Annotated in this window: 22 protein-coding genes and 2 pseudogenes; 12 read left to right on the top strand and 12 right to left on the bottom strand. The window is 63.0% G+C overall.

The window, feature by feature from the left end; all coding sequences use genetic code 11:
• Positions 1 to 112 precede the first annotated feature (112 nt).
• The 5 genes and pseudogenes from ACWEVR_RS27370 to ACWEVR_RS27350 form a co-directional block, all read right to left on the bottom strand.
• Entirely contained in the window at positions 113 to 382 is a 270-nt protein-coding gene (locus ACWEVR_RS27370) for a hypothetical protein (RefSeq protein ID WP_452469255.1), read from the bottom strand.
• 202 nt (positions 383 to 584) lie between these two features.
• A pseudogene (locus ACWEVR_RS27365) lies at positions 585 to 701 on the bottom strand (IS21-like element helper ATPase IstB); the annotation flags it as partial.
• 1 nt (position 702) lies between these two features.
• A pseudogene (locus tag ACWEVR_RS27360) lies at positions 703 to 804 on the bottom strand (IS21-like element helper ATPase IstB); the annotation flags it as partial.
• A gap of 1,626 nt (positions 805 to 2,430) precedes the next feature.
• Entirely contained in the window at positions 2,431 to 2,916 is a 486-nt protein-coding gene (locus ACWEVR_RS27355; protein WP_452469254.1) for a hypothetical protein, read from the bottom strand.
• A 231-nt stretch (positions 2,917 to 3,147) separates the two neighbouring features.
• The gene (locus tag ACWEVR_RS27350; RefSeq protein WP_452469253.1) at positions 3,148 to 3,321 is read right to left on the bottom strand and encodes a hypothetical protein; all 174 of its coding nucleotides are present in this window, start codon (positions 3,319 to 3,321) and stop codon (positions 3,148 to 3,150) included.
• A gap of 507 nt (positions 3,322 to 3,828) precedes the next feature.
• On the opposite strand from ACWEVR_RS27350, the gene ACWEVR_RS27345 reads away from it, so the two are divergent.
• The 3 genes from ACWEVR_RS27345 (at position 3,829) to ACWEVR_RS27335 (ending at position 6,487) form a co-directional block, all read left to right on the top strand.
• The gene (locus ACWEVR_RS27345; protein WP_452469252.1) at positions 3,829 to 4,347 is read left to right on the top strand and encodes a hypothetical protein; all 519 of its coding nucleotides are present in this window, start codon (positions 3,829 to 3,831) and stop codon (positions 4,345 to 4,347) included.
• A gap of 1,250 nt (positions 4,348 to 5,597) precedes the next feature.
• Positions 5,598 to 5,948 (top strand): histone-like nucleoid-structuring protein Lsr2, encoded by a 351-nt coding sequence (locus ACWEVR_RS27340; RefSeq protein WP_452469251.1) that lies wholly within the window; start codon positions 5,598 to 5,600, stop codon positions 5,946 to 5,948.
• Positions 5,949 to 6,274: 326 nt separating this feature from the next.
• Positions 6,275 to 6,487, top strand: a complete 213-nt coding sequence (locus tag ACWEVR_RS27335) for a hypothetical protein (protein WP_452469250.1) — start codon at positions 6,275 to 6,277, stop codon at positions 6,485 to 6,487.
• Positions 6,488 to 6,664: 177 nt separating this feature from the next.
• Here the strand turns inward: ACWEVR_RS27335 and ACWEVR_RS27330 are convergent, their stop codons facing one another.
• Both ACWEVR_RS27330 and ACWEVR_RS27325 read right to left on the bottom strand, forming a co-directional pair.
• On the bottom strand, positions 6,665 to 7,924 hold the full coding sequence (locus tag ACWEVR_RS27330) for a hypothetical protein (protein WP_452469249.1): 1,260 nt from the start codon (positions 7,922 to 7,924) through the stop codon (positions 6,665 to 6,667).
• A complete protein-coding gene (locus tag ACWEVR_RS27325; RefSeq protein ID WP_452469248.1) occupies positions 7,921 to 9,114 on the bottom strand; it encodes a hypothetical protein in 1,194 nt (397 codons plus the stop codon). The genes ACWEVR_RS27330 and ACWEVR_RS27325 overlap by 4 nt, the downstream gene beginning before the upstream one ends.
• Positions 9,115 to 9,632: 518 nt before the next feature.
• On the opposite strand from ACWEVR_RS27325, the gene ACWEVR_RS27320 reads away from it, so the two are divergent.
• The 5 genes from ACWEVR_RS27320 (at position 9,633) to ACWEVR_RS27300 (ending at position 13,567) form a co-directional block, all read left to right on the top strand.
• Positions 9,633 to 10,223 carry an RDD family protein gene (locus ACWEVR_RS27320; protein WP_452469247.1) on the top strand — a complete coding sequence of 197 codons (591 nt, stop codon included), beginning with the start codon at positions 9,633 to 9,635 and terminating at the stop codon, positions 10,221 to 10,223.
• A 201-nt stretch (positions 10,224 to 10,424) separates the two neighbouring features.
• A complete protein-coding gene (locus tag ACWEVR_RS27315) occupies positions 10,425 to 11,969 on the top strand; it encodes a hypothetical protein (protein WP_452469246.1) in 1,545 nt (514 codons plus the stop codon).
• Entirely contained in the window at positions 11,966 to 12,595 is a 630-nt protein-coding gene (locus tag ACWEVR_RS27310) for a hypothetical protein (RefSeq protein WP_452469245.1), read from the top strand. Before ACWEVR_RS27315 ends, ACWEVR_RS27310 begins: the two co-directional genes overlap by 4 nt.
• A gap of 12 nt (positions 12,596 to 12,607) precedes the next feature.
• A complete protein-coding gene (locus ACWEVR_RS27305) occupies positions 12,608 to 13,246 on the top strand; it encodes a hypothetical protein (RefSeq protein ID WP_452469244.1) in 639 nt (212 codons plus the stop codon).
• 141 nt (positions 13,247 to 13,387) lie between these two features.
• Positions 13,388 to 13,567: a hypothetical protein gene (locus tag ACWEVR_RS27300; RefSeq protein WP_452469243.1), complete on the top strand. Its 180-nt coding sequence runs from the start codon at positions 13,388 to 13,390 to the stop codon at positions 13,565 to 13,567.
• Between the two features lie 292 nt (positions 13,568 to 13,859).
• Here the strand turns inward: ACWEVR_RS27300 and ACWEVR_RS27295 are convergent, their stop codons facing one another.
• On the bottom strand, positions 13,860 to 14,627 hold the full coding sequence (locus ACWEVR_RS27295; protein WP_452469242.1) for a hypothetical protein: 768 nt from the start codon (positions 14,625 to 14,627) through the stop codon (positions 13,860 to 13,862).
• A 167-nt stretch (positions 14,628 to 14,794) separates the two neighbouring features.
• Entirely contained in the window at positions 14,795 to 15,160 is a 366-nt protein-coding gene (locus ACWEVR_RS27290; protein ID WP_452469241.1) for a hypothetical protein, read from the bottom strand.
• Positions 15,161 to 15,737: 577 nt separating this feature from the next.
• Here ACWEVR_RS27290 and ACWEVR_RS27285 point away from each other — a divergent pair.
• Complete coding sequence (locus ACWEVR_RS27285; RefSeq protein ID WP_452469240.1) at positions 15,738 to 16,052, top strand: hypothetical protein; 315 nt, start codon at positions 15,738 to 15,740, stop codon at positions 16,050 to 16,052.
• Positions 16,053 to 16,390: 338 nt separating this feature from the next.
• Here the strand turns inward: ACWEVR_RS27285 and ACWEVR_RS27280 are convergent, their stop codons facing one another.
• Complete coding sequence (locus tag ACWEVR_RS27280) at positions 16,391 to 16,585, bottom strand: hypothetical protein (RefSeq protein ID WP_452469239.1); 195 nt, start codon at positions 16,583 to 16,585, stop codon at positions 16,391 to 16,393.
• Between the two features lie 127 nt (positions 16,586 to 16,712).
• Here ACWEVR_RS27280 and ACWEVR_RS27275 point away from each other — a divergent pair, with 127 nt between their 5' ends.
• The gene (locus ACWEVR_RS27275; protein WP_452469238.1) at positions 16,713 to 17,078 is read left to right on the top strand and encodes a hypothetical protein; all 366 of its coding nucleotides are present in this window, start codon (positions 16,713 to 16,715) and stop codon (positions 17,076 to 17,078) included.
• A 678-nt stretch (positions 17,079 to 17,756) separates the two neighbouring features.
• Here ACWEVR_RS27275 and ACWEVR_RS27270 read toward each other — a convergent pair.
• Together ACWEVR_RS27270 and ACWEVR_RS27265 are read right to left on the bottom strand one after the other, a co-directional pair.
• Positions 17,757 to 18,641, bottom strand: coding sequence for a ribosome hibernation promotion factor (locus ACWEVR_RS27270; protein WP_452469237.1), 885 nt, complete (start codon positions 18,639 to 18,641; stop codon positions 17,757 to 17,759).
• A gap of 284 nt (positions 18,642 to 18,925) precedes the next feature.
• Positions 18,926 to 21,565, bottom strand: a complete 2,640-nt coding sequence (locus ACWEVR_RS27265) for a hypothetical protein (protein ID WP_452469236.1) — start codon at positions 21,563 to 21,565, stop codon at positions 18,926 to 18,928.
• An 857-nt stretch (positions 21,566 to 22,422) separates the two neighbouring features.
• Between ACWEVR_RS27265 and ACWEVR_RS27260 the strand changes: the two genes are divergently transcribed.
• Both ACWEVR_RS27260 and ACWEVR_RS27255 read left to right on the top strand, forming a co-directional pair.
• Positions 22,423 to 23,265, top strand: coding sequence for a sigma 54 modulation/S30EA ribosomal C-terminal domain-containing protein (locus ACWEVR_RS27260; RefSeq protein ID WP_452469235.1), 843 nt, complete (start codon positions 22,423 to 22,425; stop codon positions 23,263 to 23,265).
• A complete protein-coding gene (locus tag ACWEVR_RS27255) occupies positions 23,262 to 23,714 on the top strand; it encodes a pyridoxamine 5'-phosphate oxidase family protein (RefSeq protein WP_067488188.1) in 453 nt (150 codons plus the stop codon). The genes ACWEVR_RS27260 and ACWEVR_RS27255 overlap by 4 nt, the downstream gene beginning before the upstream one ends.
• Positions 23,715 to 23,795: the final 81 nt, after the last annotated feature.

The raw sequence follows: 23,795 nt of genomic DNA, 5'->3' as shown, positions 1-23,795 counted from the left end.
CGCGGCCTGCCGCAATACGCGCCCCGCAGCATCGGCCACCAGTACACGCCCTCCAGACCCGTTGGCCTGCAACTTATCCGAGCAAGCGCGCTACAGAGCATTCGATCACGACTCAGGTTGTCGGTGGGGTGGTTTTTACTGACATGAAGTGACGAGTCGGCACTGACATTTCAATGACGAGTCTCAGGTAGGCCTGGAAGATGTAGCGCTGCCCTGCAATGGGAATCACCCCGATAGCCGCGATCCGTCGCTGGCCGGTTCTGCGTCCGGTCGTGGTGATCAGGTGGTGTGGTCCGAGGGCGATTCCCATCTTCTGCAGTCTGATGATCACCTTGTTGAACTTCTTGACTTTGCGGCGAATTTGCTCTGCGGTTTGAGCCATGATTGTGTTCCTCCCCGCCAGACCCTTCTTGTCCGGACTGCTCACCTGGGCTGATCGGTCGGCCGAACGCGGATAGCGTGCGACGGTACCAGCCAGTGATGGCGCTCCATCCGCCGAGAACGGTGTCTTCCACCGACCTCGACTGTTACTCACGTGCCGCCGAAGAGTTTGTGACTGTTTGTATTTCAGCGGCGGGGTGTCGTCAGCTGTTGCCGGCTCGGGTGTGGGCAGTCCGGAAGGAGTCCGTGCCGGTTTCGACGATGTGCTCGCCGAAGATGTGTCGGTCGACGATCGACGCACAGAGCCGCGGGTCGGTGAAGGCGCAGGGTCGGTAGGCGTAGCACTCGGCAGGCTTGATCGATGGCCGCGTCAGCGGCTTGTTCGGTGAGTCCGTGCCGACGTCCGATCGAGGAGCTGGTCATGACTTGCCTCCCTGGCGTGTGTGACGGAGCAGCTGGTCATATTGGGCGACTGGGGGCAACGGGCGGGTGTTCGGTGGGAGCTGCGCGAGACGACGCGCGGTCAGCGACGGGATCAGATCAATCGGTCGGTCAAGATCGACCAGAGGCGGTGAGTCGGCAGGGAATCACCGATCTTGCGGGCTTCCAACGCGACCGCGTCCGCGGTCAGAGCCCCGGATTGGCCGCGGCAAGCCGTTGCAGACCGGAACATCCCCGCACGCGGGGAGCACTGCGCCCGATAGCTCGCGTGTTGCCATGTAACCGGGCTCATCCCCGCCCGCGCGGGGAGCACCGGATGTTTCCGCAGGGGTTCACCTCGTTACCGGGCTCATCCCCGCCCGCGCGGGGAGCACACAAGTTGACCTGCGCGTTTGCAGATCATCCAGCCATTCACTTTCGACCGCTCCGAGGCCGAAATCACCAACACGGCAGACCAGCATCCGGTTCCACATACACACCACGTCACCACGCGCCCTCAGCAGCCCCCGTCATACCGCAGTGTCACAGCACCCTAGCCGTCCATCGAGCGGCCTGCCGGTGCATCGTCACGACACCGACCGAGCACAGGCGCAGTCGACGACGTCTCGAAGGCGCAGCAAAGCCGTGTCCGCAGTACTCGACCCAACACACAGTAATCACACAGAAATAACCGGAAACAGTGGGAAACGATGGGAAGCAACCAGGATGCGGCGCACACCAAAGTTCTGTTCTACCAGTAGTTTTGGGTACTTTCCGGTGGCTTCGAGTCGACGTGAACCCGCGTCAGGTGGTCACAGGTTCGAATCTTGTCAGCTTGACAGGCGAAACCCTCCCTGAACTGGATCGGAGTGTCCGCGGGTTTGACGTAGTTTGCCCGGATCACAACAGCAATCCCAATTTCATTGCTTGAACCGACCGGTAGAGGACCCCTCTCGGGGCCCGATTGCGCCTGCTCTGGCACCTACGTACCCAACGGACGCCCTGGCGCGGCAGAGACCACAAACCTCGAGCTCAGGTCCCCAGGCCTAGTTCCGCGAGGTTCCCCAGATTTCAACAGCGCGCTTCACTAGCCGCCAAGCACGTGCCGATTCGGTCGGGACCTGCGGGTGGCGACGGTGTGGGTTGGGGTCTGCGGTCCCCGCCCCACACCCTCACGGTGATTGTAGTCAGTTCTGTTGTGCCCCAACATCTTCTGTGATCATTACTACCCGGATAGAGAGCCCCGCCGGCTCAGCGGAAAGGGACGACGCTTCGGACCCTGCCACCTACCGGAGCCAGCTGCCCAGAGCTGGATAACCTGCCCTTCCGCCCTTGGCGGTTCCCCTCGTTCCATGGGCCGACATCACACCCACCCCCACAGGAGTCCGTATCGGTGGCTCGTTCGGACACGCTGGAGTCGAGTGCGAGGATGGGAAGGCCAGACGCCAGACGCGCGGCTTCGTACTCGTCGGCGCCCACGCAAGGGTCATCTGCCACGGCAAGTAGACCGCGGAACCGGATCAGATGCGCGACAAAGGATGAGGGCAACCAGGTTCAGTTTCTCGAGCGGTCCTTCCCGCCGGATGCTGATTGATCTGATCAGACCTGTGCGAACGCCACGAAGCCCGATCAGGCCGGGATCATCGCCCCCGCGTACGCCCCCGCCGCCCCGCCTGCAGCCGCACCAGCTGCTGCACCGGCCATCATGCCGGGTGCGGCGAACAGCACGACTCCGGCCAAAGTCCCCACTCCGGCACCCACGCCCGCACCGACTCCGCATCCCAGTGCCGGCACGACGACACAGCCCACGGCCCCGCCCGCCAGGCCACCGGCGACGGCCAGGGGGAATGTCGGCACGAACCCTGCGGCGGCCCCGGCAGCGCCGCCGGCCAGCGCTCCCAACGTGGCACCAGCGACGAGCCCGTTGATCACGTGTGGGCTGGTTGGGCGTCCATCGACGAACGGCTCTGATACCCCATCCACCTCGGACGCGGCGACCGCCGTTGTCGTCGGCGTCGCCGTTGCGGGCGCTGCAGTCGCGACACCGACGTATGCCGCCACAACCAGCGGTAGACCGATGATCGCGGCACGCCGCCCCACAAACTTGGTATTCACGTCTGGATTCCTTACTTCCTTGACCCGTGCAGCACGGCGCCGGACCGAGCGTTCAGACCGGACTTCCCCGCCGGCCCGCGGTCACTCCAGCACAACCGGAGCACGACACCAAAACCTGCTCCGCGCACGCGTCACTGCAGATGGGAGCTTTGAGGCTGAGATTTCCTGGTGCCGACCGGCCGATGTGAGCGTTGGGATCCTTGCGCAACCAGCGCGGTACAGTGATCAGCGTCACCGATTGGTCGACACGGCGACGATGCGCTGGCGTGTCGATTCCCAGGCGGCAGTGCCGTGCACGTCCTGCGGTGCCACCGTGGTCCTCGCGCTCGGCAAGGTGGACAGCACACCGGCCGAAGTGGTCACCACGGCGGCCGTGCCGACCCTGTCGAGCTGCCAAGCATCCACCCGTTCAGCACCGCGTAGGAGTGCCGACCGGCGCCTGCATCATCCGGGCGCTCAACCTGATGATTGTCGGCGCCTGCTGCTGTAATCCTGCGACAGGTTTGAGCAATCGGATTGCATTGCCGGAGAGACTATTCGGCGGGCCGACGAAGTGGGTGCCCGTATAGGATGTCGACAGACTAAACCGCAATGAGCTGCAGAGAGTATTGAGCCCGCGCAGCGGACGCCCTGGGAGGGCCACAAACTTGCCCAGATCGCGCAGCGCTGCAATCAGCCGATACGGATCTGGCTAGCGGTGACGGCTCGTTGAAGAGTGCGTTTGTTCGGGCCTGATTTCAGGTGCGGCTGGGCCTTCGGGATCGTCGAGCCCCTACTCCGCTAGTACCTAACCAATTGCCCTGGCCACGTACAGCGACACGTCTCCCATGTCGCTACGATGCATTCGGAGGTGTTCGACGAAGGGGGAGTGTGGTGGGAATCCGAGACCGCGTGACGGACAGTGCCACTTCGATGCTGCGGACTGGTCGAGACCGCATACACGCGGTCCGCGGCCGCACCCGCTCGATCCACGATACGTGGAAGCGTCGACGATTCTTCGCCACCAACCCGTCTCGGGCCGCGGACTCCTACACCCGGATACGAGAGAACGAGTTCTACCAACTCGCGTCCTCACTTGTCTCCGACATCGAACGTATCGAGACCGACACCGAGTACGGGTACCGCGCCGCCACCGCCCAGGACCGTCGAGACGCCCGCGCAGACGCCGTCGCCGCGCGTCATGACGCCAAACGCGCCTTCCCTCACCTGCTTCGGGTGCTCGACACCCAGATCGCGCCTACCTCCGCCGACGAGATCGTGGCCGCGGCACGAGCGCTCGCCGAGAGTCTCCAACAATACCTGCGTGGAAACACGGTCTCCGAGCATCTGCACCCGACGGATGCGCTGTCAACCCTGCATTCCGCCATGTACGACCAGGACGAGTGGGATCTTCCCGACGCAAACCGGGACACGGACGACCCATCAGACTAGAACGCGCGGGACGCCTGCCGTCCACCGTTAGCGAACTGGTGGAGCGTCTCGGCCCCGGGCACGCGGAGGAGGCTTATCCCCGCTCGCGCGGAGAGCACTAGCGCCATGACCTCGAACCTGGCGATGCGCTGGGCTCATCCTGCTCGGGCGGGGAGCATTTCTCCGGGACCGGCCAGACGGACACGATCCTCTCCGAGGCCGAGTTTTTAATAGTTAGATGCGCATATCTCTACTTCTAACTACGATTTCGTCTATACAACAAATCGAACCGAAACCATAGCCAGCAAGCAGCGGTGCACAGCAATCGAGCGAGAACACTGCTACAGCAGCCACTAGTTAGCTGCCTGATCGCTAGGTGTTAAATCTCCCCCGCGCGTCGCTATTCCGACACGCCCATGGCCGGGTGACTTCAACATGAGCATCTAGATGTGCGCGGCGGAGAGTTGGGCAGCCCGTGAAGCGGTCCTGCGGAAACACCGAACTGCGAGGCGACCAGCGGATCACCATAAGGTCGGGCCCGCAGCTGAGATCCGAATCCGCTGCTAGACAACCCAAGTGGATCGTGTCAGCGCGTTCCGTCTGTGACCGTTTTTGTGACCGTTTTGAGCGTGACACGCCGACATCCGAGGTGATCTCCGGTGACGACGGAGGCCCCGCCTCGGACGTCTCCGATGCGGGGCCTCGAACGAAAAGTGCTGCTACGAGCTACTTCTCAATCACTCGACATCACTTGTTGTGCGCAGCCTTGAACTCACGACGGCGACGGTGCAGGATCGGCTCGATCCACCTTGAGCGCGTACCACGGCCGCCGCGACGACCACCCGCCGGGCGCATTCGATCCAGAAGCTCAGCCAATCCTCGACTGCATCCGCACAGTCAGCGCCCGAACGTCGGGATTCACGGAATCCACCGCGACATCTCCCGGTCGATGGCTGATCGGCCTTGATGGCGACGGTGCCGGCGACACGACCGCGCCCCGCTGATGCGAGCCGTCCGCAGACCTCCTCGACGGCAAACTGCACGGAGACAACCGTCCGACGCCCCATCAATAGCTGGCGGCCAACAGGTACAACAAGCCAACACAGCTGGCGCGGTCAGACCGAGCCGTCTCCGGTCCTTCAGCGATTGCTACCCGGACGAGATCGCGAAACTATCGGCGTCGAGGAAGCCCCATCCGCCTCGATCGTCCGCCGCTCGGCGCGCTACCCTCGGCATGGCCGTAACTCGACACACAACCGACGGGAAATCTCATGGTGCGCAAGGTCGTTGTCACCCTTATCGACGACTTCGACGGCACATCGGCCGCCGAAGAAACCGTCACCTTCGGTATCGACGGACACAGCTACGAAATCGACCTGTCCGAAACCAACGCCACCAAACTGCGCAACACCTTCGAACAATGGGTCCCCTACGCCCGGCGAACCGGCCGAACCAAAACCGTCAGTCACCGAAACACCACCACGACCCCCACCGCGAGAACAGGTCGCCGCAATGACCTCGCAGCCATCAGGGCTTGGGCGATCGCCAACGGCCACGCTGTCTCCACTCGCGGTCGGATCGCCTCCGAGATCATCGCCGCCTACGACAAAGCCTCAACTTAGACACGGGCTTCGTAGCAACACCGGTTCGGCGAACTCACTGCGGAGACAACTGCCTGCACGGAAAGACCGTCTGTCACAGGCGATCAAGGAATAAAGCATGGCCAAGCATTCCTCCACCAGGGTGCCCGGCTGGCCGGCCCTCCAGGAGATGCGGTTCGCCTCGACCGATCAGGCCGGTCGAGGCGAAACCCTTCCCCGAGCACCCACACGCCGCCGCCACGTCGCGGGGGCACGACCGACCCTACGCGAATCAACAGTTCACTCTTGCGCGCCGCACCCATACCACTAGGGGCTTTCTCCGGGCTCGTTCTCGCACGGTCCGCCGGATGCCGAGCAGCATGATGGACCGCCGTCAATCCGCAGACCTCTCTCACCTCACCGCCGACACGGTTATCGGCGTGGTGTTGTTGGTGTTGCTCTGCTTCGTCACGACCAAGGCGATGACGATGGCCGCGTACTTCGAGGTGTCGAACAAGACGTGCGGGGCGAGCTATGGCAGGTGCTACAAGCCTTGGCGTCGACGACCACATCGGCGCTAGCTCGACCGCAAGATCCTGGCCTGGGCGCTGTCAATAGCGCCAAGTCTGCTGGTCATCGAGGCAGACCAAGTGCACCATCCCGGAGCCGTCCACAACCGCCCGCAAGGCCTGTTCACCTCCCGGCGCGAATCTCCGGTTTGCGGTTCACGTCACCATCTATCTTTCATCGGAAGGTGATCAGCCAGCGGAGTTCGTCAACAAGTCCGCGATGATGAGTGCTTCCGGCAGGGTCCAGGTCTCTGCTTCCTCGGCCAGCAGCTGTTCCCACGACGGTGCACCAGCTTCTACGCGTGCGTGGGCATCGGAGCAGACTGTCAGCGCGAGCATGCCGATTCGCATGAGAACGGCAACGTTGAGGTGGCGTGTGGCGACCGCGGTTTCACCGGCGATCGCGGCTGCGGTGGTCTTCGACACGCTGATCGCTCCGGCCGCGGCGTGCGCGGCGAACAGCATCTCTGTGCGTTTGGCCGATGCGGAAGCGGCCAGCCGTGCAGTGCCCGTGGAACGATATGCGCCCAGGTGTGTGTGAGTTCGGATGACTACCTCAGTCGCGAGCATCCCGAGGGCCGGTGTCAATATTGTCGAGCGCAGGTTCAACCCGCCGCTCGAGTTCACACCGGCGTAGGCTTCATTGGCGAATTTTCGCAGCTCAGGGTTCGCCATCTCGGCGAGGACGGACCAACCTGGCAGCGGCAGGCTCATCGGGGTGACGAAATCGGCCGCCCAGTGTTTGAGCAGCAGCGCGACCGCGAGATGCGGCTCGGGCGCTTGCGCGAACGGTAGACCTGAGCGGGTGATCGCAAGTCTATCGACCACCCGCACTCCGTCTTCCCACCATGTGCCTTCGAAGGTGCCCGTGCGGATCTGCTCGAGGGCGGTGAAGAACCGGCCGATGTCGTGGCCTGCCGACCGAACCCGATGCGCCGGACCGCCGAACTTCGGGCCGGTGTAATCGATGGGGAGTCGGGCGGTCTCCTTCTCCCACCTGCGCAGCCAGTGGGTGTTCTTCAACACCGACAGACCGCTGAGCACAGCACCGTCTACGTGGCTGTCGTAGAAGTTTCCGAGCGCGCCGATGAGCCCGGAGAAACCAACGGCGACCAGATCGCCACGGTCCCACCCGACCCTTTGGCCGGCCCGCCACTCATCGAGTTTCCGCAAAGCGATCGGGTCGAGGGTATCGGCGATCTCAGCCTCGCCCCATCCCTGGCTTTCGCGACGTAGTCGATTGTGGTCAGTGAGATCGGCATAGGTGAGGCCGACCGATTCGCCGAGGAAGCGCTGTGTGATCGTCCGGTCGATCGGCTCACCCGAAAGTGCTGCCGCGGCTATCGATTCGATGTCGTCGAGGTCGCGTGTGAGTGCATCCAAGTTGCCGACGTAGTCCTCATCGATCGGCAATTTCGGCTCGTCGAAACCGCCGCCTGCGACGCTCACGCCGCTTCCTCGAGGTCGTCGGCGAGGACTGATACGCCCTCGGCGAGGGTCTCCATCGTCTTCTTCTCCCCCTTGAGATCCTCGAGTTCGGTGAGCAAAGCCTGAAGTTCATCATCGCCCGGTCCGGTGACCCGCTCCTTGAGTCGGTCGGCGACGATCCGGAACCGAGCGACCCGGTCCTCGGCCGCTTGGCGCTGATCGCGTTCGGTGTTCAGCTCTGCCTGCTTCGACTCGAGTTGCGCACGAAGAATTTCGATTCGGTCAGCGAGAGTCGCCACTGTTTTGCCCAGGGTAGTCACGCGCTCGCGGAGGCTGACAATGACAGCCTTTGCCGCCTCTTCGTTGCCATCGACATCGCGCAACACGAGCTGGGTCACGACGTGGAGTCGGATTGCGTCAGCCGCGACGCGAGCGGCCGTGAACCCGGCAGCCTTACCCGCGAGCGTGGCGGCCCCAGCGCCGGCCGCGCCGCTGAAGCCGGTGATGAGCGCGGCCCCACCGGCCATGCCGAGACCACCGGCGGCGATGGATCCGCCGCCGATCGCCGCTAGCCCCGCCGATGTCGCCGCCGCGCCTGAATACCCGAGTACGAGCGCACCATACGCACCGCCGATAGCCGGTGCGGCCAAGCCACCGGTCAGGGCACCGAGCCCGAGACCTGCGCCGACGAGCAGCGCGTATTTTGTCCAGTTACTCGCCTTCGACAGCTTCTTGATCGCGTCCTTGTAGGCGGCTTCCACCGCTGGAAGGTCTTCGGGATGGAGCGGGGCCATCGACCGATGGGCAGCTGCGAGAGCGTCGGCCCGCGCAGTTTTATTCCATTTGCCCTCCACCCACGGTTCGAACCCGTACAGGTCGATCAGCAGAAGCAGAGCGCGTGACCGTCTCGCCACGACCGAGGAGACCTGTGGCCCCGCAGACTCGAGCGCCTCAAGATTCCGCGACTCACCATCGGCACCGATCTGACAAACCACCCCCGCCACAACTGGCGACCAATCCTCCCGATCGCGACGGGCGATGGCCGCAACGGCGTTGTCACGGAAGCAATTACGAATCTCCCGTTTGGACGGAAGATGCTTGCCCTTCGACGCGGCGATGTCGCGTTGCATCATTTGGTACTGCCACGCCGTGAGGATGAAGTCCTCATCGGCAGAGAGTTCTAGCTTCTTCTGCACCTGCACCGCGTCCATGCGCGAGACACTAGCGACAAGAACCGACAGTCAAAGCGGTTCGCGCGAACCCCCTAACCCTCGTGATGCGGTGGCCGTCCGTGTGCGCACCAACTGGCCAGTCTCCCTGAGCCGACACTCCTCGCACCGCCTGAGTCTGCTTTGCGTATGCAGACTCGCTTCTCACCTCGGCGGCTTTCTGCGTCGACCTCACGCCCTCCCTACCGGTCGCTCGATCTCGTGCTCCCATGATCGACAGTACTGCCGAGAGCTGGACCAACTGGCTGCCGGGCCCGACACTAGGACCATGACAGACTCGTAGGCGGCCGATGAACGAGCCACGCCAACACCGCGAAAGCGCCTAACCCCGGTTGGTCCGCACAGCCCGCAGATGCCAGCCAGTGACATCAGGCCAGACAGGACGACCGACGGTTATTCCCGTAGCAGTCCTCGACTCGTTGCGAATTTGCTAGCGTCAGGCGGCAACCCGCCGAAATCGTCGGTAGGCCAACGCAATCGATGTTCAGTGGTGAGGGTGAATGCCGTATCTCAGCGCACCGTTCTGGCGCCGGCTCACGGCCCGTCTGATCGACTTCGCGGCTTGCTTGGTGCTCACCTTCCTGCTCGCCGTTCCAGCGACACCTCTGGTCTTGATCACCAAGGCTTTCATAGGCGGCGAGCACGAGGACACCCTCTTCGATGTCGCGGCGTGGGCGTGCTACTTCACTGCCTATATCGGGCTCGAAGTGTTCATGCTGCTCCGTCGCGACGGCCAAACCATCGGCAAAGGACTGCTCGGCGTGCGTATCATCCCGGCGGATCCCTGGGCTCGTCCGCGCCTTGATCTGCTTCCTGCCGCTGTCCGAATGCTCATCATCTTTCTGCCGTTCTTCTTCATTTCGGTCTCTGGCTCCAACCCCGAGTCCACCGCACTCGACATCGTCGCGATGACCGCGTTCGGCACCTTCCTGACGAGCTGCGTTCTCGCGCTTGTCCCCGTCAACAGCAGACGAACCATCCACGACCTCGTCACCGGAACCCGAGTCATACGAGCACCTGCCCGCAAAGTCGAACTCAAGAAGGACCTAATGATGGCGCTGCCTGGGCGCATTGACTTCGCCAAACATTGACGCTGGGCGTAACCCAGACCGGCCACCTGTGCCTCATCGCGACACAGTTGAGCCTTTCCTTGAGGATTTCGCGCGAACCACGCGTTCACGAATGCTTTCCAGCGCTTCTGATTTCGAGCATCCAGCCCCGGCTCTGGGCTCTTCCGCGCCGCCGACCCGAGCCTTTCCTCCTGACAGGGGCGCCAAGACCATCGTTGATTGTTGAGTTCGGCCGGTCGTCCGGCTTGCACTGGGGCGCTGCTCTCGTGCGGAAGAACGGATCTCCTGCACCGCGGCGAACTGGAATGGATCGTGCACGTCGTCGTTCACCGGGTCATACCCGGGTCCCGGGCATGGCGATGCGCCCGATTCCCGTACCAGTCGTCAACTGACATCTCGGCCGCCTTTCCATCTGCACTCCACCGGCAGTGCGCGAGGAGCACGTCGGACGGACCTTTACGACGAAAACCGACAGCGATCGAGCGAAGCGCACAGATGATTCGACGAGAGCGGGTCCGTCACGAGAAGCACCGTGATTTGTCAAAGCCGTGTCCGCTGTTCGCCCTACAGACGCGACCCAGCGCCCGGCATATCGTCGTTCCAGGCCATATCACCAGGCCAACAGTGCTGCGGCCGAAGGGAACACCAGCCATGCGGATACCATCTCGAATACTCTCCGCAGTCATCCTCGCCGCGGTCACCTGCCTGATGATCGCGGTCTTCGCCCGCAAGACCGCGTCCAACCACGGGCCCAACGAAACCTACTTCCCAGACGGGCTCTACCTCGCGACGATCATGTCGCTGACGATATCGATCGGCGTCACCTTCGTCGTCGACCACTTCCTCGGCAAGTCCGAGCGGGCGCCACGCTGGTATCCAATCGGCTTCGCTGCCGGCGTTGTCATCTTCCTGTTCCGGTTTCCCTGGGCGAACCTCGATCGGGGTGGCGGGCAAGCATTTTCGATCCTCGACTGGTGGTGCGCGCCGATGATCGCGGCTGCGGCGTACTCGGTTGCAGCGGTGCTCGACGCGTATGCACGCGAGGAACGGGATCGGGCCGCTACCCTCGCGCAGCGCCAACGAGATGCGCAGACCAGAGCCCGCCGTCAGCTGGATCTTGGCGAATCGCTGCAACGGTGCGCGGCCGACGCAATGAACGCATTCGAAGAGCTGCCCACACACCTGATCGCGGCACGCGACACCCTCGACCAAGCCGAACAACTCTTCCACGAGAACGCTTACGCGCCATTCTGGTCGGCTATCGAGGGCAGCACCACCCACCTCGGCCGATTCAGCGCCACCCTCGTCCGCCTGCGCCTCTACGCAACCGAGTACGCCACCGCCGCCGCGGAATACGAAGGCGCCGCCCCGCAGTTCCCCGTCCAGACCACAAGCGTCGAATACCTAACGGCCCATGAGGTTCTCGTCGCGCGCCTACACCAACTCGTCCGGCCTGCCCAGCGCGACTTTCACTTTGCCAGCATCTACGAACAGCGCAAGTCGAACACGATCCTCGTCGCCGGATTCAGTACGTTGGCCTCGGCGCTCGACTCGATGGGGTTGCGCCTGGCCAACGAAATCGTGGAGCTCCGATCAGGTGTCGCCTCGATGTCGACCAGCCTGAGCGCCGAACTTTCCGGCATGCATTCCAGTATCGCCACCTACCAGCGCGAACGCGGCTACGTCGACGGTGAACTGCTTCAGCGTCACGACCGGGTGGTGTCGATGCTGGACAACATCCAACGCGGCCACCGGCCGCTGCTGTGAGCCCATCGGGCCTGAGAAGGAGCTGTAGCGTGATTAGAACACCCGAATCGGCGATCGTGGCGATCGCATCGCTCGCAGTGATGAGTTTCGTGACAGGCTGTTCAGGCGGCCGTTCGGCAATTTCGAGTTCGCAGCCTGCATACGCCAACGACCCCGCAGCCGTTGTGGTGGGCGATACCGGACCGACCTGCGCCGAAGGGTTCCGGATCCTCGACCAGGACTCGTACTCGGCCCAAAGCGGCGGAGGTTCCTGGGGCGCGTCCAGCTTCCGCGTCGCCTACATGTACGTGGTGTCGTTCTATCATCCGGCCTACTGCAACGAAATCAGCGATGACGAGTTGACCGCCGCCGCCCGCGACCTGGTCTCAGCAATTCCGCAGGTCTGCTCGGGCATTCCGAGGGATATCTCCACTCGGTCCGAACCCTTCGCCGAGACCGACATCTTCGATCAATGGCCTACAGAGCTCACCGACCGCGCGATCCGCGAATTCAATTCCCGGACAGGCGGTGGTCCGGTCGGAGCTGGCGATTCGGCGGGCAATGTCAACGAGTCGCCGTCGTCTCGCCGGTATCACTCGGCGTACGCGGTGCAAGCCGCTGCGCTCGAATTCTGTCCCGGCGACTAGGACGTGACGAAAATGACGGAGTTCGTGGGAGACCCTCCGGTGGCTGACTACCCAGCTCGAAAGCTCGACCCGCAGCTACGGTTCATCCCGATCCGAGCACTGTCGACGCTCGGTTTGTTCGCGCTGCTTCTGTCCGGGTGCTCCCCAGCGGAGCGGTTTCCTTCGCCAAGCAACGGGGTGGTCAACGTCTCTGTGCCCGATCTACACGAAGCGTCGTGCACTGGTTATCGCTGGATGGCCGACCGTGATTTCGGACAATACTCAATCGCCAGCCGCGTCGGCGGCCGCGACTGGAAGCAGGAGTGGAATCGTCTTCCCGCATTGACCCGCGACGGCAACTCGTTCCTCACCGAGGTTACTGGGGAAGTGCCCATCTGCGTAGACAGGACCGCCGACGACATCGTGGCCGCGGCGCAAGAACTGTGCGCGGAGGCAGTGCCCGGACGCATTCTGACCGATCCTGTGTATCGCATCCAGATGAAGCAGACCGCGATAGACAGGGCTGGTCTGGGACTTCCCATATGGGTTGAAGGTGGTCCTCACGGGTCCCAGCACCGTGGTCTCGACAAAGCCGTCGAGCACTTCCTCAGTCGCGTCACCGGCACCGGCACGTCCGCCCTGTTCCCCGATGGCTGCCCCGACCTCACCTGAATCCTCGACTCACCGCACCCTGCGACTCCGACGCAGCGGGCTCGGACCACCCTTTGGATTCGGTTCTGAAACCTCGCGAGCACCAACGCAGGCCGCGCGTCGGTGCTTCAATGATTCGTGAAGACTCGTCGATTGCTCGCGATGGCCGGAGTAGCAGTCACCGACCTGCCCGGCGCTTACACCACGCCTAGCAAAGTGCGTCGGATCGGATATGTCGAAGACCACCAGGCTGTCGAGGTCGCCTTGTCGGCGATCCTGTCCGAGGAACCCGACCTCGCGGTCGCCGCGCTGGCAGCCACTGTGCCTGCGCTCCTCACCTAGACAACAGATTTGGATCTCGCGATCCTCGATCTGCGGTTGGCCGATGGTTCCACACCGCGTGCGAACGTCGCGCTCCTGGGCGAAAATCGGCACTACATCCCTCGCTTACACCGCCATGGGGGAACACGATCTGGTCCGATCCGCCGCCAGGGCAGGAGTACTCGGCGTCGCGCTGAAGAGGGTAGAGGTCGGCGATACGGTGCATCGAGAGTCCGGCAGGTAGGCGATATCATGCCCCGCAGGCCTGGGCGACGACTGCCATTCCTAGTAGTCGCATAGCGACCGGGCGCGCTTATTTCGGGCGCACAACCCCATACCACTTCATGCAATCCTCAAGATACTGGCAAGCCTGATAGACAGCCGGAACAATCTGCCCCTCAGCCGTAAGGTAGGCGGGCACATAGGCCTTTTCATAAGATTTAGCATATGATACAAAACGAAAAGGCTGACCCCCCCGATCCACCACAACAGACCGCCCATCAGCGAACTTGACATCAATGACAAAACTGCAATCACAGTCTCGTGCACGAAGCGAAATATTGAACGCAAGGTTCTCATGATGCGCCAGGGTCACCGAGTTGGTCTTCATGTATTCATCTCCGGTAAAATTCCCCGTTGAATCAAGTTTCGCCGCCTCGATAGTATCGCCCGATTCCAGATCGAAACCCATCTCCAGAGCAGGCTGCCGACCTTGCGCAAGAAAGAGGATGATGGTGCCAGAAGGCGCAGGCTTTCGTTCGGTTACTCTCGCCGAAATGCTTGATATCTGAACGGGCGTGCTGTTGTTACCGGTCAGCTTGAAGTATACTGAGCCTTTACTGTAGTCAGGCGTGCCGACCCGACGGAAACTATTCCAGCCCATTTCCGCGATTATAGTTCCCCCGGCAAGCAGCCCCGGCGTGTTCGAATCGCGAAACTCGGCCTGATCCATATCAACCACCCGAGAAGAAGCCCAAGGGCCACTCTCCAATGGCGGCCCCACAACATCGGCGATAATCACCGGCGCAGTTGCTCGATCCCGAGCATCTTTATCTGCCTCCACCGCGTTATGAGCGGCCACCGCCCGATCGGGAAGAAGCAGGTAGACAACGGATGCCGCCGATAATGTGACAACCACAAGGATTGCGATTGCAACTATCAACAAAGCCCTTCGACGCTCACTCCAGTAATTAAATTGGACATTTTTGTTACCGGCCTAGACTCCAAACAAGTTGTTCATGGGCACCGTCAGCCAAAGTTGTTGGTTTGACTGTTCCGATTACCGAACTGAGCACCTCGAATATCAATTTTTCCGATGATCTCTTTGGCGCGGTCGGAACCGATAGTTCCTATCAACTTCTCCGCAACATCCTGAAGGTCGGAACTCAATTCGACACTCTGGTTGCGCAGCAATATTTCGAGCTGCTGAGAGTTCCCTCCCGGGACGGCATCATTAGCAGCTAGGGCATCGTCCACCCGCGTGTCATTAGATGCACGAGACAGCATCCGCCTTAGAGAATCGTACCCATCTCTCACTGCGGAGGATGCCACGTCAGACCCGCCCGCAGCCGCGCCAGCGACCAATGCAGTCAGGATCAGGGTTACTGGGTCCACAAGTATCCTTACGAGTCAAACGCGAGCGCTCCGGCCCCTAGACTTGAGGCATGAAGATGTGGTTGTCGTGCAGCCGCCAATCTGTCCGGAGCCAGTTTAGGTTCTTACATCCTGCGCTGCACACTCAGACTATGTCAATTCATCAAAACGGTCGGTATGTGGTTAGGCAAAGCAAACCAACGAGAGAATGAGGTCACCGTCGGGCGGGCGGTGGCTCTGCCCGCAATGCTGCTCGCCACCGCAGCAGGCGCAGGCGGTCGAGCTCGCGAGCGCCCCCAGATCGCGCACGCTTGCGAGCAGCTCGTGGGAATCGTCGAGTCCCTGCGCGAGCCGATTCGGGGGTGGGCAGTGTGAGCGCCCGGACCGCACTGTCCGCGCCTCAACGGGCCTACCTCGGTGCCCAGGCGCTGATCATCCTCGACACCGTGCCGATAGACCTCGTTGTGATGCGCGCGCGTCTGGCCGACGCCCTCGCCGCGCCCCGTGCCCGGACCCGGTTCCGGCCGCGGGGCCGCCACCGGAGCTCGGCGACCCTGCTCCGTTCGTGGCCCGCGGCTTCGACCGGTCCGCGACGTCGATGCGCTACATCTCGATCTCGTTGCACCAGTGGGCCGCTCGCACTCCAGACGACTACAACGAGGCCGTGCGGGCCAGCATCGGCATGCGAGCGCTGACTTTCTCGATGCCTACTGCAACCGGATTCGTCCCGGTGCGCGCTTTCATGGCCGCCGACCTCGCCGAGCGTGCGTCATCACCGCGCCGAGACCGCAGGGACCGTCCACCGGCCCGGTTCCACTCGGGCACCGACTATCTGCCCGGCGAGGCTGAGATCCTGTGCGCGGCGGTGGCTGCCACTGGGCGCCGCGCGGTCGGCACGCTCCAACCGTACTAATCGCTCAAGGAGTATGTGCCTCATCACCAAAATCGCCCGCGTCCGGAGCGATCTCACGGACCGAGCGCCGCACTCCGAGGAAATGCTCGACGGCATCGGCGATTTCGATACCTAGGTAGACGATCGGATCGAAGGTCGGCGGCCGCCCACCAGACCGGCCATAGTTGCGGCGGTGGCCGGCCTGGTCAGCGAGAACCGGGATCGTCGAATTGATCCCTCGACGAAAATTCCTAGCACTGATCCCTCGTCCATCATCCCCGGCCCGCGCGGGTCGGCTCGCCGGGGCGACCGCACGCAATCGCAAGCCGTCGAGTTCCCCCTTGAACGCGCCACCTCGTTCACCGCCAACCGATCAGCACCCCCTGCCCGGGCATGGCTGCCAGTTTCTCCGGTGTACCCCCGTCGACTCCTACCGTGTAGAGGGAAAAGCTGTTGTCGGTGTTGCGATACATGAACGCGACTCTTCGACCGTTGGGGCTCGTGACGGGATTGAAGACCTTGGCGGTGTTCGTTTTCGGCAGGAGCTCGAGCATCGTGCCGCAGAATCCGATCGATCGAGGTTCCGCAGCAGTTGAGCGCATGATCTGCGTGCCTTCTGCGTAGGCGTAGTTCCCGCCGACCTACGTCTGTGCGTCGACGGTCGCGCATGCGTCATCGGAGGTGAAGGAGAGCTCGCCGTCCGCGGTGAACAGCGGCCGAGGGATCAATCCGGTCGGCCCCACCGTGTACACCCCCTCGACCGCCACTGGCCTGCCCTGGTTCCAACATGAGAATCTCGGTTTCCTCCCCGAGGCGGTGCGAGTAATGAAACCGCCTTTGGCCTTCGAATCCGTCGCCTATTCCCGTGACCGGGCCGCTGAAGTCGTTCTTGGAACCCTGCACACCGGCGGCGACATCGGTGAAATTTCCATCGCGATCCAGCCAGCCCGCATGGAGGTCTCCGTCGATCTTCCTGTTGGCGAGGACTCGCGTCAGGTCGGCGACACGAGCGTGCGGAACTCGAGCTCGCTGTCCAGCCCTGGCTGATGCAAGCCGCCGAGCAGTGTCGCGCCGGGAAAGCGGGCGACTGGACTCCGCTGTCCAGTGCTCGGGTCCACGATCTCGATTACCAAGGCACTCGGGTTGCTGACCTATTCGGCAAAGAGCACGCCCCGCGTGCTCGAGGGGCCGCGCGATCGAGCGCAGCGACCGAACGAACGAACGGAGTCAGCGTGGTGCCGTACGTCCGTGACGGTTGTCGGCTACTCGACGGATACTCGGAGGGCAGACTCTCGCCCTAGGCTTCGACACCTGAGGTTCGGTGGTCACGGACTGGATGGAGAAATCTCTTGTTGGCAATCACGATTCGCTCGGCACCGTGGATTTCCGGAATGCGGAAGTCGATCAAAATACATTCTCGGCCAACTGCGTTCGCCCTAATGATGACTGTCGCGCTGTTTGCCCAGGCAGCGTGTGGTATCCCAGGTAGTACCGGTCAGGTGACAGATTCCGAGCAGCCTTCGGTGATCGAGGACCGCACCCCTCCCGAGCGCCCTACCATCTCCCATCTAAGTGGAGATCTACTCCTTCCCCGGTCAGACTTTCCAGGTGACGGACGATTTCATATATCACCGATTAGGGTTCTCAAGGACCTCGACGCCGTTACCGACAGCTGCGATGCGAGCAGCTGGGTACAGAACGGCGATCAGGAGACGGCCGCGAACGTCACGTTCGAGCACAGTTCACTCCGATACGGGGTGGAGCTTTTCGCGGTGGAAAGCGATCCGTCGTTGACCGAGTGGCGTGCAGACTGCCTGCCCCGCACCGACTCAGGGGCATCGACTCGCGCGGTGGCCATCGCTGGGATCCCGAGCTGGGCGGTGGCCACAGAGAGAACACGAACGGCCATCCCGTCAGCTCGAGGCGTTCGGCAGCGCCCTCAACGCTCAGAGCCGGCGGCGGTGTGGGGCTGATCGTGACCGCCACCACGCTATCGATGACGGCCTGGGGATGTGGATGAAGCTGAGCCAGTCGGTAGCTGGTCTGCCCCGTGCGATACAGCACACTGTCGAGTTCGCTGCCCGCCTCGGTGAACAGGTGGAACTCGTAGTCCAGCAACGCCATATCGTTGGCCGCCTCGTCACAGGTTTGGCTGGCCAACGCGAAGGACTTGCGTCGCAGGATCTCGCGCTCTTCGATCGGGCGGGGGAAATACGGCAGGCGTGGACGTGGCGTGGCCCCGTGGTGCCACACGTGCGGATCGGGCCCGAAGCGGTGACCGCGCACCGGTTCCCCGCGCCGCGACATCCGCTCCAGGCGCCCCCGCAACCGCGCCGCGAGCAGATCGATGGCCTCACGCGCCGACGCGGCCGAGACCTGAGCGCGCACCGCACGCCCATCGACGTTCACATTCGCTTGGGCGACGGTCGGATCGGTGACCGCTGGGTCGGCATGCCCTTCCAACCGGACTCGTGCCGAGAGCACGGGCCCGCCCGCGTATTCCAAGGCCCCACCGATCTTCTCGCGTGCGTAGTCGCTTGCCGCGGCCGATACGTGACGGCCCACCGAGATCTGCAGGTTCGTATTCGCCAGTTCCGTGCTTCGATGCATGGCACTCTCCTTCTGTCGCACCTCACAGTTTCTGCGAACACCCGTCATCCGAACAGGGCCCCAGGACCGTGGCGAGCCGATACCGGAGGCATCGAGTTCGGGGACTTTGGTCCTTCGACAGCCCGTCCCCCAGGGAAACCGATCTTCGAACATCCGCGTGCTCGTGTGGTGCAGCTTGTTCGCATCAGCCACGGCTCCCACGGCGCGGCCGAAGGGTTTGCACGCCGTCGGCCCTGGTCGGGTTCCGAGTCTTCGCGCCGACCAGTGCATGTGGCCCTGGCTATCTAGGCGTCGCCTTGGTGTGATCTGTACCAGGTCATGCGTCCGTCGGCTGCAACGCCGACGCAGTGATAGAGGCGAATGAGGTTGTTGTCCGCGTCGTAGCGTGCGAGCTGATTGCCCCCGAGAATGGAGTCCTCGAACCACGCCTTATCCGAAAACCGCTGTCTCACTGCAGGTCTGCCAGGATCGGTGGTGTCGTAGACGATCATCGAATCAGCGGTTCGGACGTACAGGGCTTTGCCGATGCCGCCGATTCGAGGGTGCGAGACGAACTTGACCGGGTGCGCGTCCGACACAGACGCAGCTGCATGGAGAGTACGCAGGGCTTGTTCGCTGGCGTCTTGTGCATGTGTGGTGATTCGCCGGCCGGTGCCGGTGCGCCGCGTGGGCAGTCCGCTCGGGTCGACGGTGTCCGGCGGCTCCCCGATGAGGACGGCGACAGGATGATGGGCAACAGTGGTGTCTATGTTCGCGTTACCGACGCTGTCGTGCAGCTTGAGCAATTGACGGTTGCCGTCGCGTTCGAACCACAGGTCGCTGAGCTTGCCTCGGACCCGCAGATCGGCTCGTGCGGCGTAGTGGAGTTGACGCACTGTGATCGAGGGGGGCCGGCGGTCGGAGTCACGGGCAGGTGCTAGCGAGATCTGTAGCTGGTCGATGGGATCGGCGAGGAGCAGCGTCGTGAATACGACGCCTGTTTGTGGCGCTGTCAAGGTTGCCAGCGCTACTTCGTCGAGGGTCGATATGGTGACCTCGTCGTCGGTGGCGAGATTGTGTACTGCTATTTGCCACAGCGTCCAATCCGGATGTTCCATCGGTTGGGGCTTCGGCACGCCGACGATTTCCGGAATATGGAAGCTGTCACGCCATGCCTTACACATTTTGTTCAAGTTCCGACGCAGTTCCTCCAAGTCCTTTTTCTCGGCGTCGGTGATCGGATTCACCGGCGGATACACAATGGTCCGGACACCTCGTTTGGTGATGACGCGTACCTGGCATGGGTATCGTTCTGCGAGCGCCATGAATTCCGGACGGAAGGTTTCGCGGACGATGAGGTTGTTGCCTTCCATCGTGAGGCGGTATTCACCGAGGGGATCGTCGATGATCCGCCCGGAGCACAGTGGCGTATCCATGGACCCGTTGACCGTGATCGTGGCGATCGCGGCGATACCGAAGCCACCACCCCGGCAGCTCCCGTCGACAAACCATCCCAGCTCGGACTGGTCGAGCGCGGTTGTGCCGGGCTTCACCTCGGAAAGGCCACCGACCGATCCTGCGAATACCAGCAGATCCGTTGTGCCGTAGACGGTCTCGAAGTTGAGTCGCTGCCGAATCGGTGGGCTCAATGCCATCCGAACGTTAAGTGGCTGGACAGTTTCGTAGTTGCTATCGTCGATCTTGCGGGTTTCGGCACCGAGGTCTTCCGAGATGTCAGGGGGATCCTGTTGGTAGATCGCAGCCAATACGCCGATGGCCGGCACTATCGGAGCGGTTGCCAGGCCCGCGAAGTAGTACCCCAGTCCGTCATCTAGTTCCTCGTCCTTGAGCAGCAGGGGGCCGATGAACGGCCACAGCAGGCTGGCGGTGACGGCGCACAGTATCGTCTCCCCAACATCGGATGGTTCACCTGTGATATTCACCCGGGTCGTGAGCCGATTGTCGGCTACATGCAGAGAAGCGGTGATATCGACGTCGACATCCATGTCGATGTCGTCCACGAGGAACGGGCACGCATCGAACAGTTCGAGTTCAGCGTGAACACGCACGGCGCATTGCGTGGGCTGCCACGTGGCGACGGGACCACTGACCAGATTGAGATCGGTCGACGCGCTCAGCGGTATTCGGACCTGCTCGCGTACCTGTTCGACGATCCGGTCCTTGTCCAGGGCTACGGCCCATTGATTGCCTCGCAGGAGATCGGCGGGGTCCTGCTCGAAGAAGGCGCGGGTAACGCTTCCGCCGCGCACACCGTTGACCTGGAAGTCGATCCGCATCGCGATACGGGTCGCCGCCCGGTCGCACACGATCCCGCAGTTCACCGCATTGACAGCACCGCTCCCCTCCCCCGCCAGCGCACTATCCAACCCTGACAGATCCATTTCGACCGGAGCCGGTGCGAGGCCGACCAGCCGCTGCTCCACGGCAGCCTTGCTGGTCGCGGGAATGAAGGGGTCATAGATGCCGTAGTCGATGTAGCCGAGGCTGTATCGAAGAAGCGGACGACCGCCACCCTGAGTGCTGTTCGGTGCCCACAAATCGACGTTGAACACGACGGTTAGTGCCACCGGGATCAAAGGTGACGGGGCCTCGGCATGAGCCCGCAGGTCGGATGGAGACACAAGATGAACGGTCACGGGCTGGCGCACTTGAAGAAAACTGGCAGTGAAGCCGGACAAGAATCCTGTCGGGGTGATGATTCCGACGGGGTTGGTCGCTGCATCGACTTCGACCGGCGTTCCCGATGTCCGATCGAGCCGCCGTTCACGTTGCACAGACGTCCCGTCTTCGACGTCTATGCGGTCCAGAACATACGTCGAGTCGAACAATGGCAACTCATGGTCGAGACAGATCGGAAGGGAACGAAGACGATTCCGCACTATCCTCGTGAAGACATCGGCGGCTAACTGAAACTCCATAAACACAGCAACCACCTCGCGTCGGACTAAACCAGAGCGGGCTGTCAGTGACGCCGCGCTCGCGGGACGCTCGCAACGAGCACGAGCACTAAACGGGCCACGCCGCCGGGCCAGAACCCGCTACAGCGACGTCATTCATCGACCACTCACCGGATCGAGCTGTGAGCAGAGTTGCATCCGCTGCACGGAAAACGCAGGAGGGACTTCTCCGAGGGGCTCGAACACGGACAATTTCCCCGTCCAACCAGTACATATCCGCGCTCTCATCATCTCACGGCCGCTGTGTGGCAGGCGGCAACTTCGGACAAGAAGCGCTTTCCCCGAACTTGGCCGGGTCGCATCTCATGCCGCAACCACGTGGTGAAGCCGTGACGGCAGAGAGTCCGGCTCGACAGCAGTATTCAGATGGCTGGGTGGTCGCGGCATGGGTGACCGACCGGGGCGGCGGCCGGATGTACCCGCGACCCGGCACTGCGCAGTATCGGGAGGGCGAGCGTGTTCAGTCACTCCCCGTTGAGCACCCGCGTGTCCCCGAGCTATGTGAGGGCGCTGCCAATCACCCGGATTCGCTGGGGCCGTGTCGTTACGACCCGCTGGCAGAGCCGCCGCTCGGATACACCGCAGATCCGTTGCGACGCCAGTATGGGGCAGCGTGCACGAGCTGAACAGGGCCCTGCAGCGCTCCTCGCGGTAGGCGACCGGGCGGCCCTCGCGGGGCGGCAACCGGGAGCTCCGTTCGCGTTGCGTCCGTGCCATCGCAGGCGCGGCCGAAGGTCCTCTCGTGATGTGTCTTTCAGCCCTACGGAGCGGCGGGGCCGCGATGGTGATGTAGGCACCAGACAGACCACACACAATTCGATGACATGAAAGCGGGGACGCGTCGCGTGGCAGCCACCGAACAGCCCTCAGCTGATCTGGACTCGGGACTGACGGTCACCACTCACGGACCGGTCGACCTCACCACGACCGCCCGCGCAGCCCGCCAGATCGGCAATGTACTTCGCGGCCACGGCATCAGCGACGGACGGGTGCGAGTCACCGCCGCCTCCGATGCCGGGGCACAACAGCTGATCCAACTGAACTGTCATCGACACCACGAGCCGATCCGAATCCAGATCGCCGGCCCTCGTGAGTTCGCGGCGGCCATCGCCGCCGAGCGGCTGGACCGTCTGCTCACGCGGCTGGACTCTGCGAACGCGACGATGCGGTGTTGGCCCGATCCGTCGCGACCAGCCCTCGCTGTGGTGACCGGACCTCGCCGGATCGTCCGGCGCAAGCGCTGCACTCTGGCCACCGTCGACGTCCAGACCGCAGTGCGGGTCATGGACGCGATGGACTATGACGTCGAGTTGTTCACCGACGCCGAGACCGGCGAAGACGCGATCGTCTACTGGGCCGGCCCCCTCGGGGTGCGGCTGGCCCGCCAGCATCGAATGCAGCCGCCGACCGCACCACACGCGATAGCCGTCTCGGTCAGCTCCCGTCCTGCACTACAGCTCACCGACCTCGAGGCCGCCGATCGCCTGTGCTCCTACGGGCTACCGCACCTGTTCTTCTCCGCCGCCGATGATCGGCGGGGCCGGCTGCTGTACCGCCGCCACGACGGTGACCTGACCATCGTGGAGCCCATGTCCTCGCCGGGTACGCCGCAGCCCGGCCCGCGCCCAACTTCTCGACCCGCCGCACAGACAGGGATGGACTCGTGAACGACACCGAACCGGACCGGCGCGTCATCGACCTCGACCGCGACGCCGCGTTGAGGCTACTCGCCTCGGCACCGTTCGGCCGGATCGTGTTCATGCGCGATGCCCTGCCGGCCGTCCGACCGGTCAATCATCTCGTCGAGAACGATGAAACTGTCATCGTGCGCACCGGAATCACCTCGAAACTGACAACCGCGGTCCGCGCCAACTCCGCGGTGGTGGTCACCTACCAAGCCGACGACATCGACCCCATCGGCCGTCTCGGCTGGTCGGTCACGGTGACCGGGCTCGCGCGCCCGGTCACCGACCCGGCTCGCATCGCCCGCTACGAGCGCATTCTGACCCCCTGGGTCGACAAGACCATGGACTCGGTCATCGAAATCGAGACCACCATCGTCGCCGGTATTCGCCTCATCGACTGCACAAGGACAGACCACCACCATGCACCATGATCTGACACAACGTGAAATCCTCACCGAGCTCGAACCGATCACCGAACGCTGCCTCGACAACCACCTGCACACGAGCAAGCC

The organism is Nocardia sp. NPDC003979, assembly GCF_053605015.1.
This window is presented reverse-complemented; position numbering and strand designations above follow the sequence as displayed.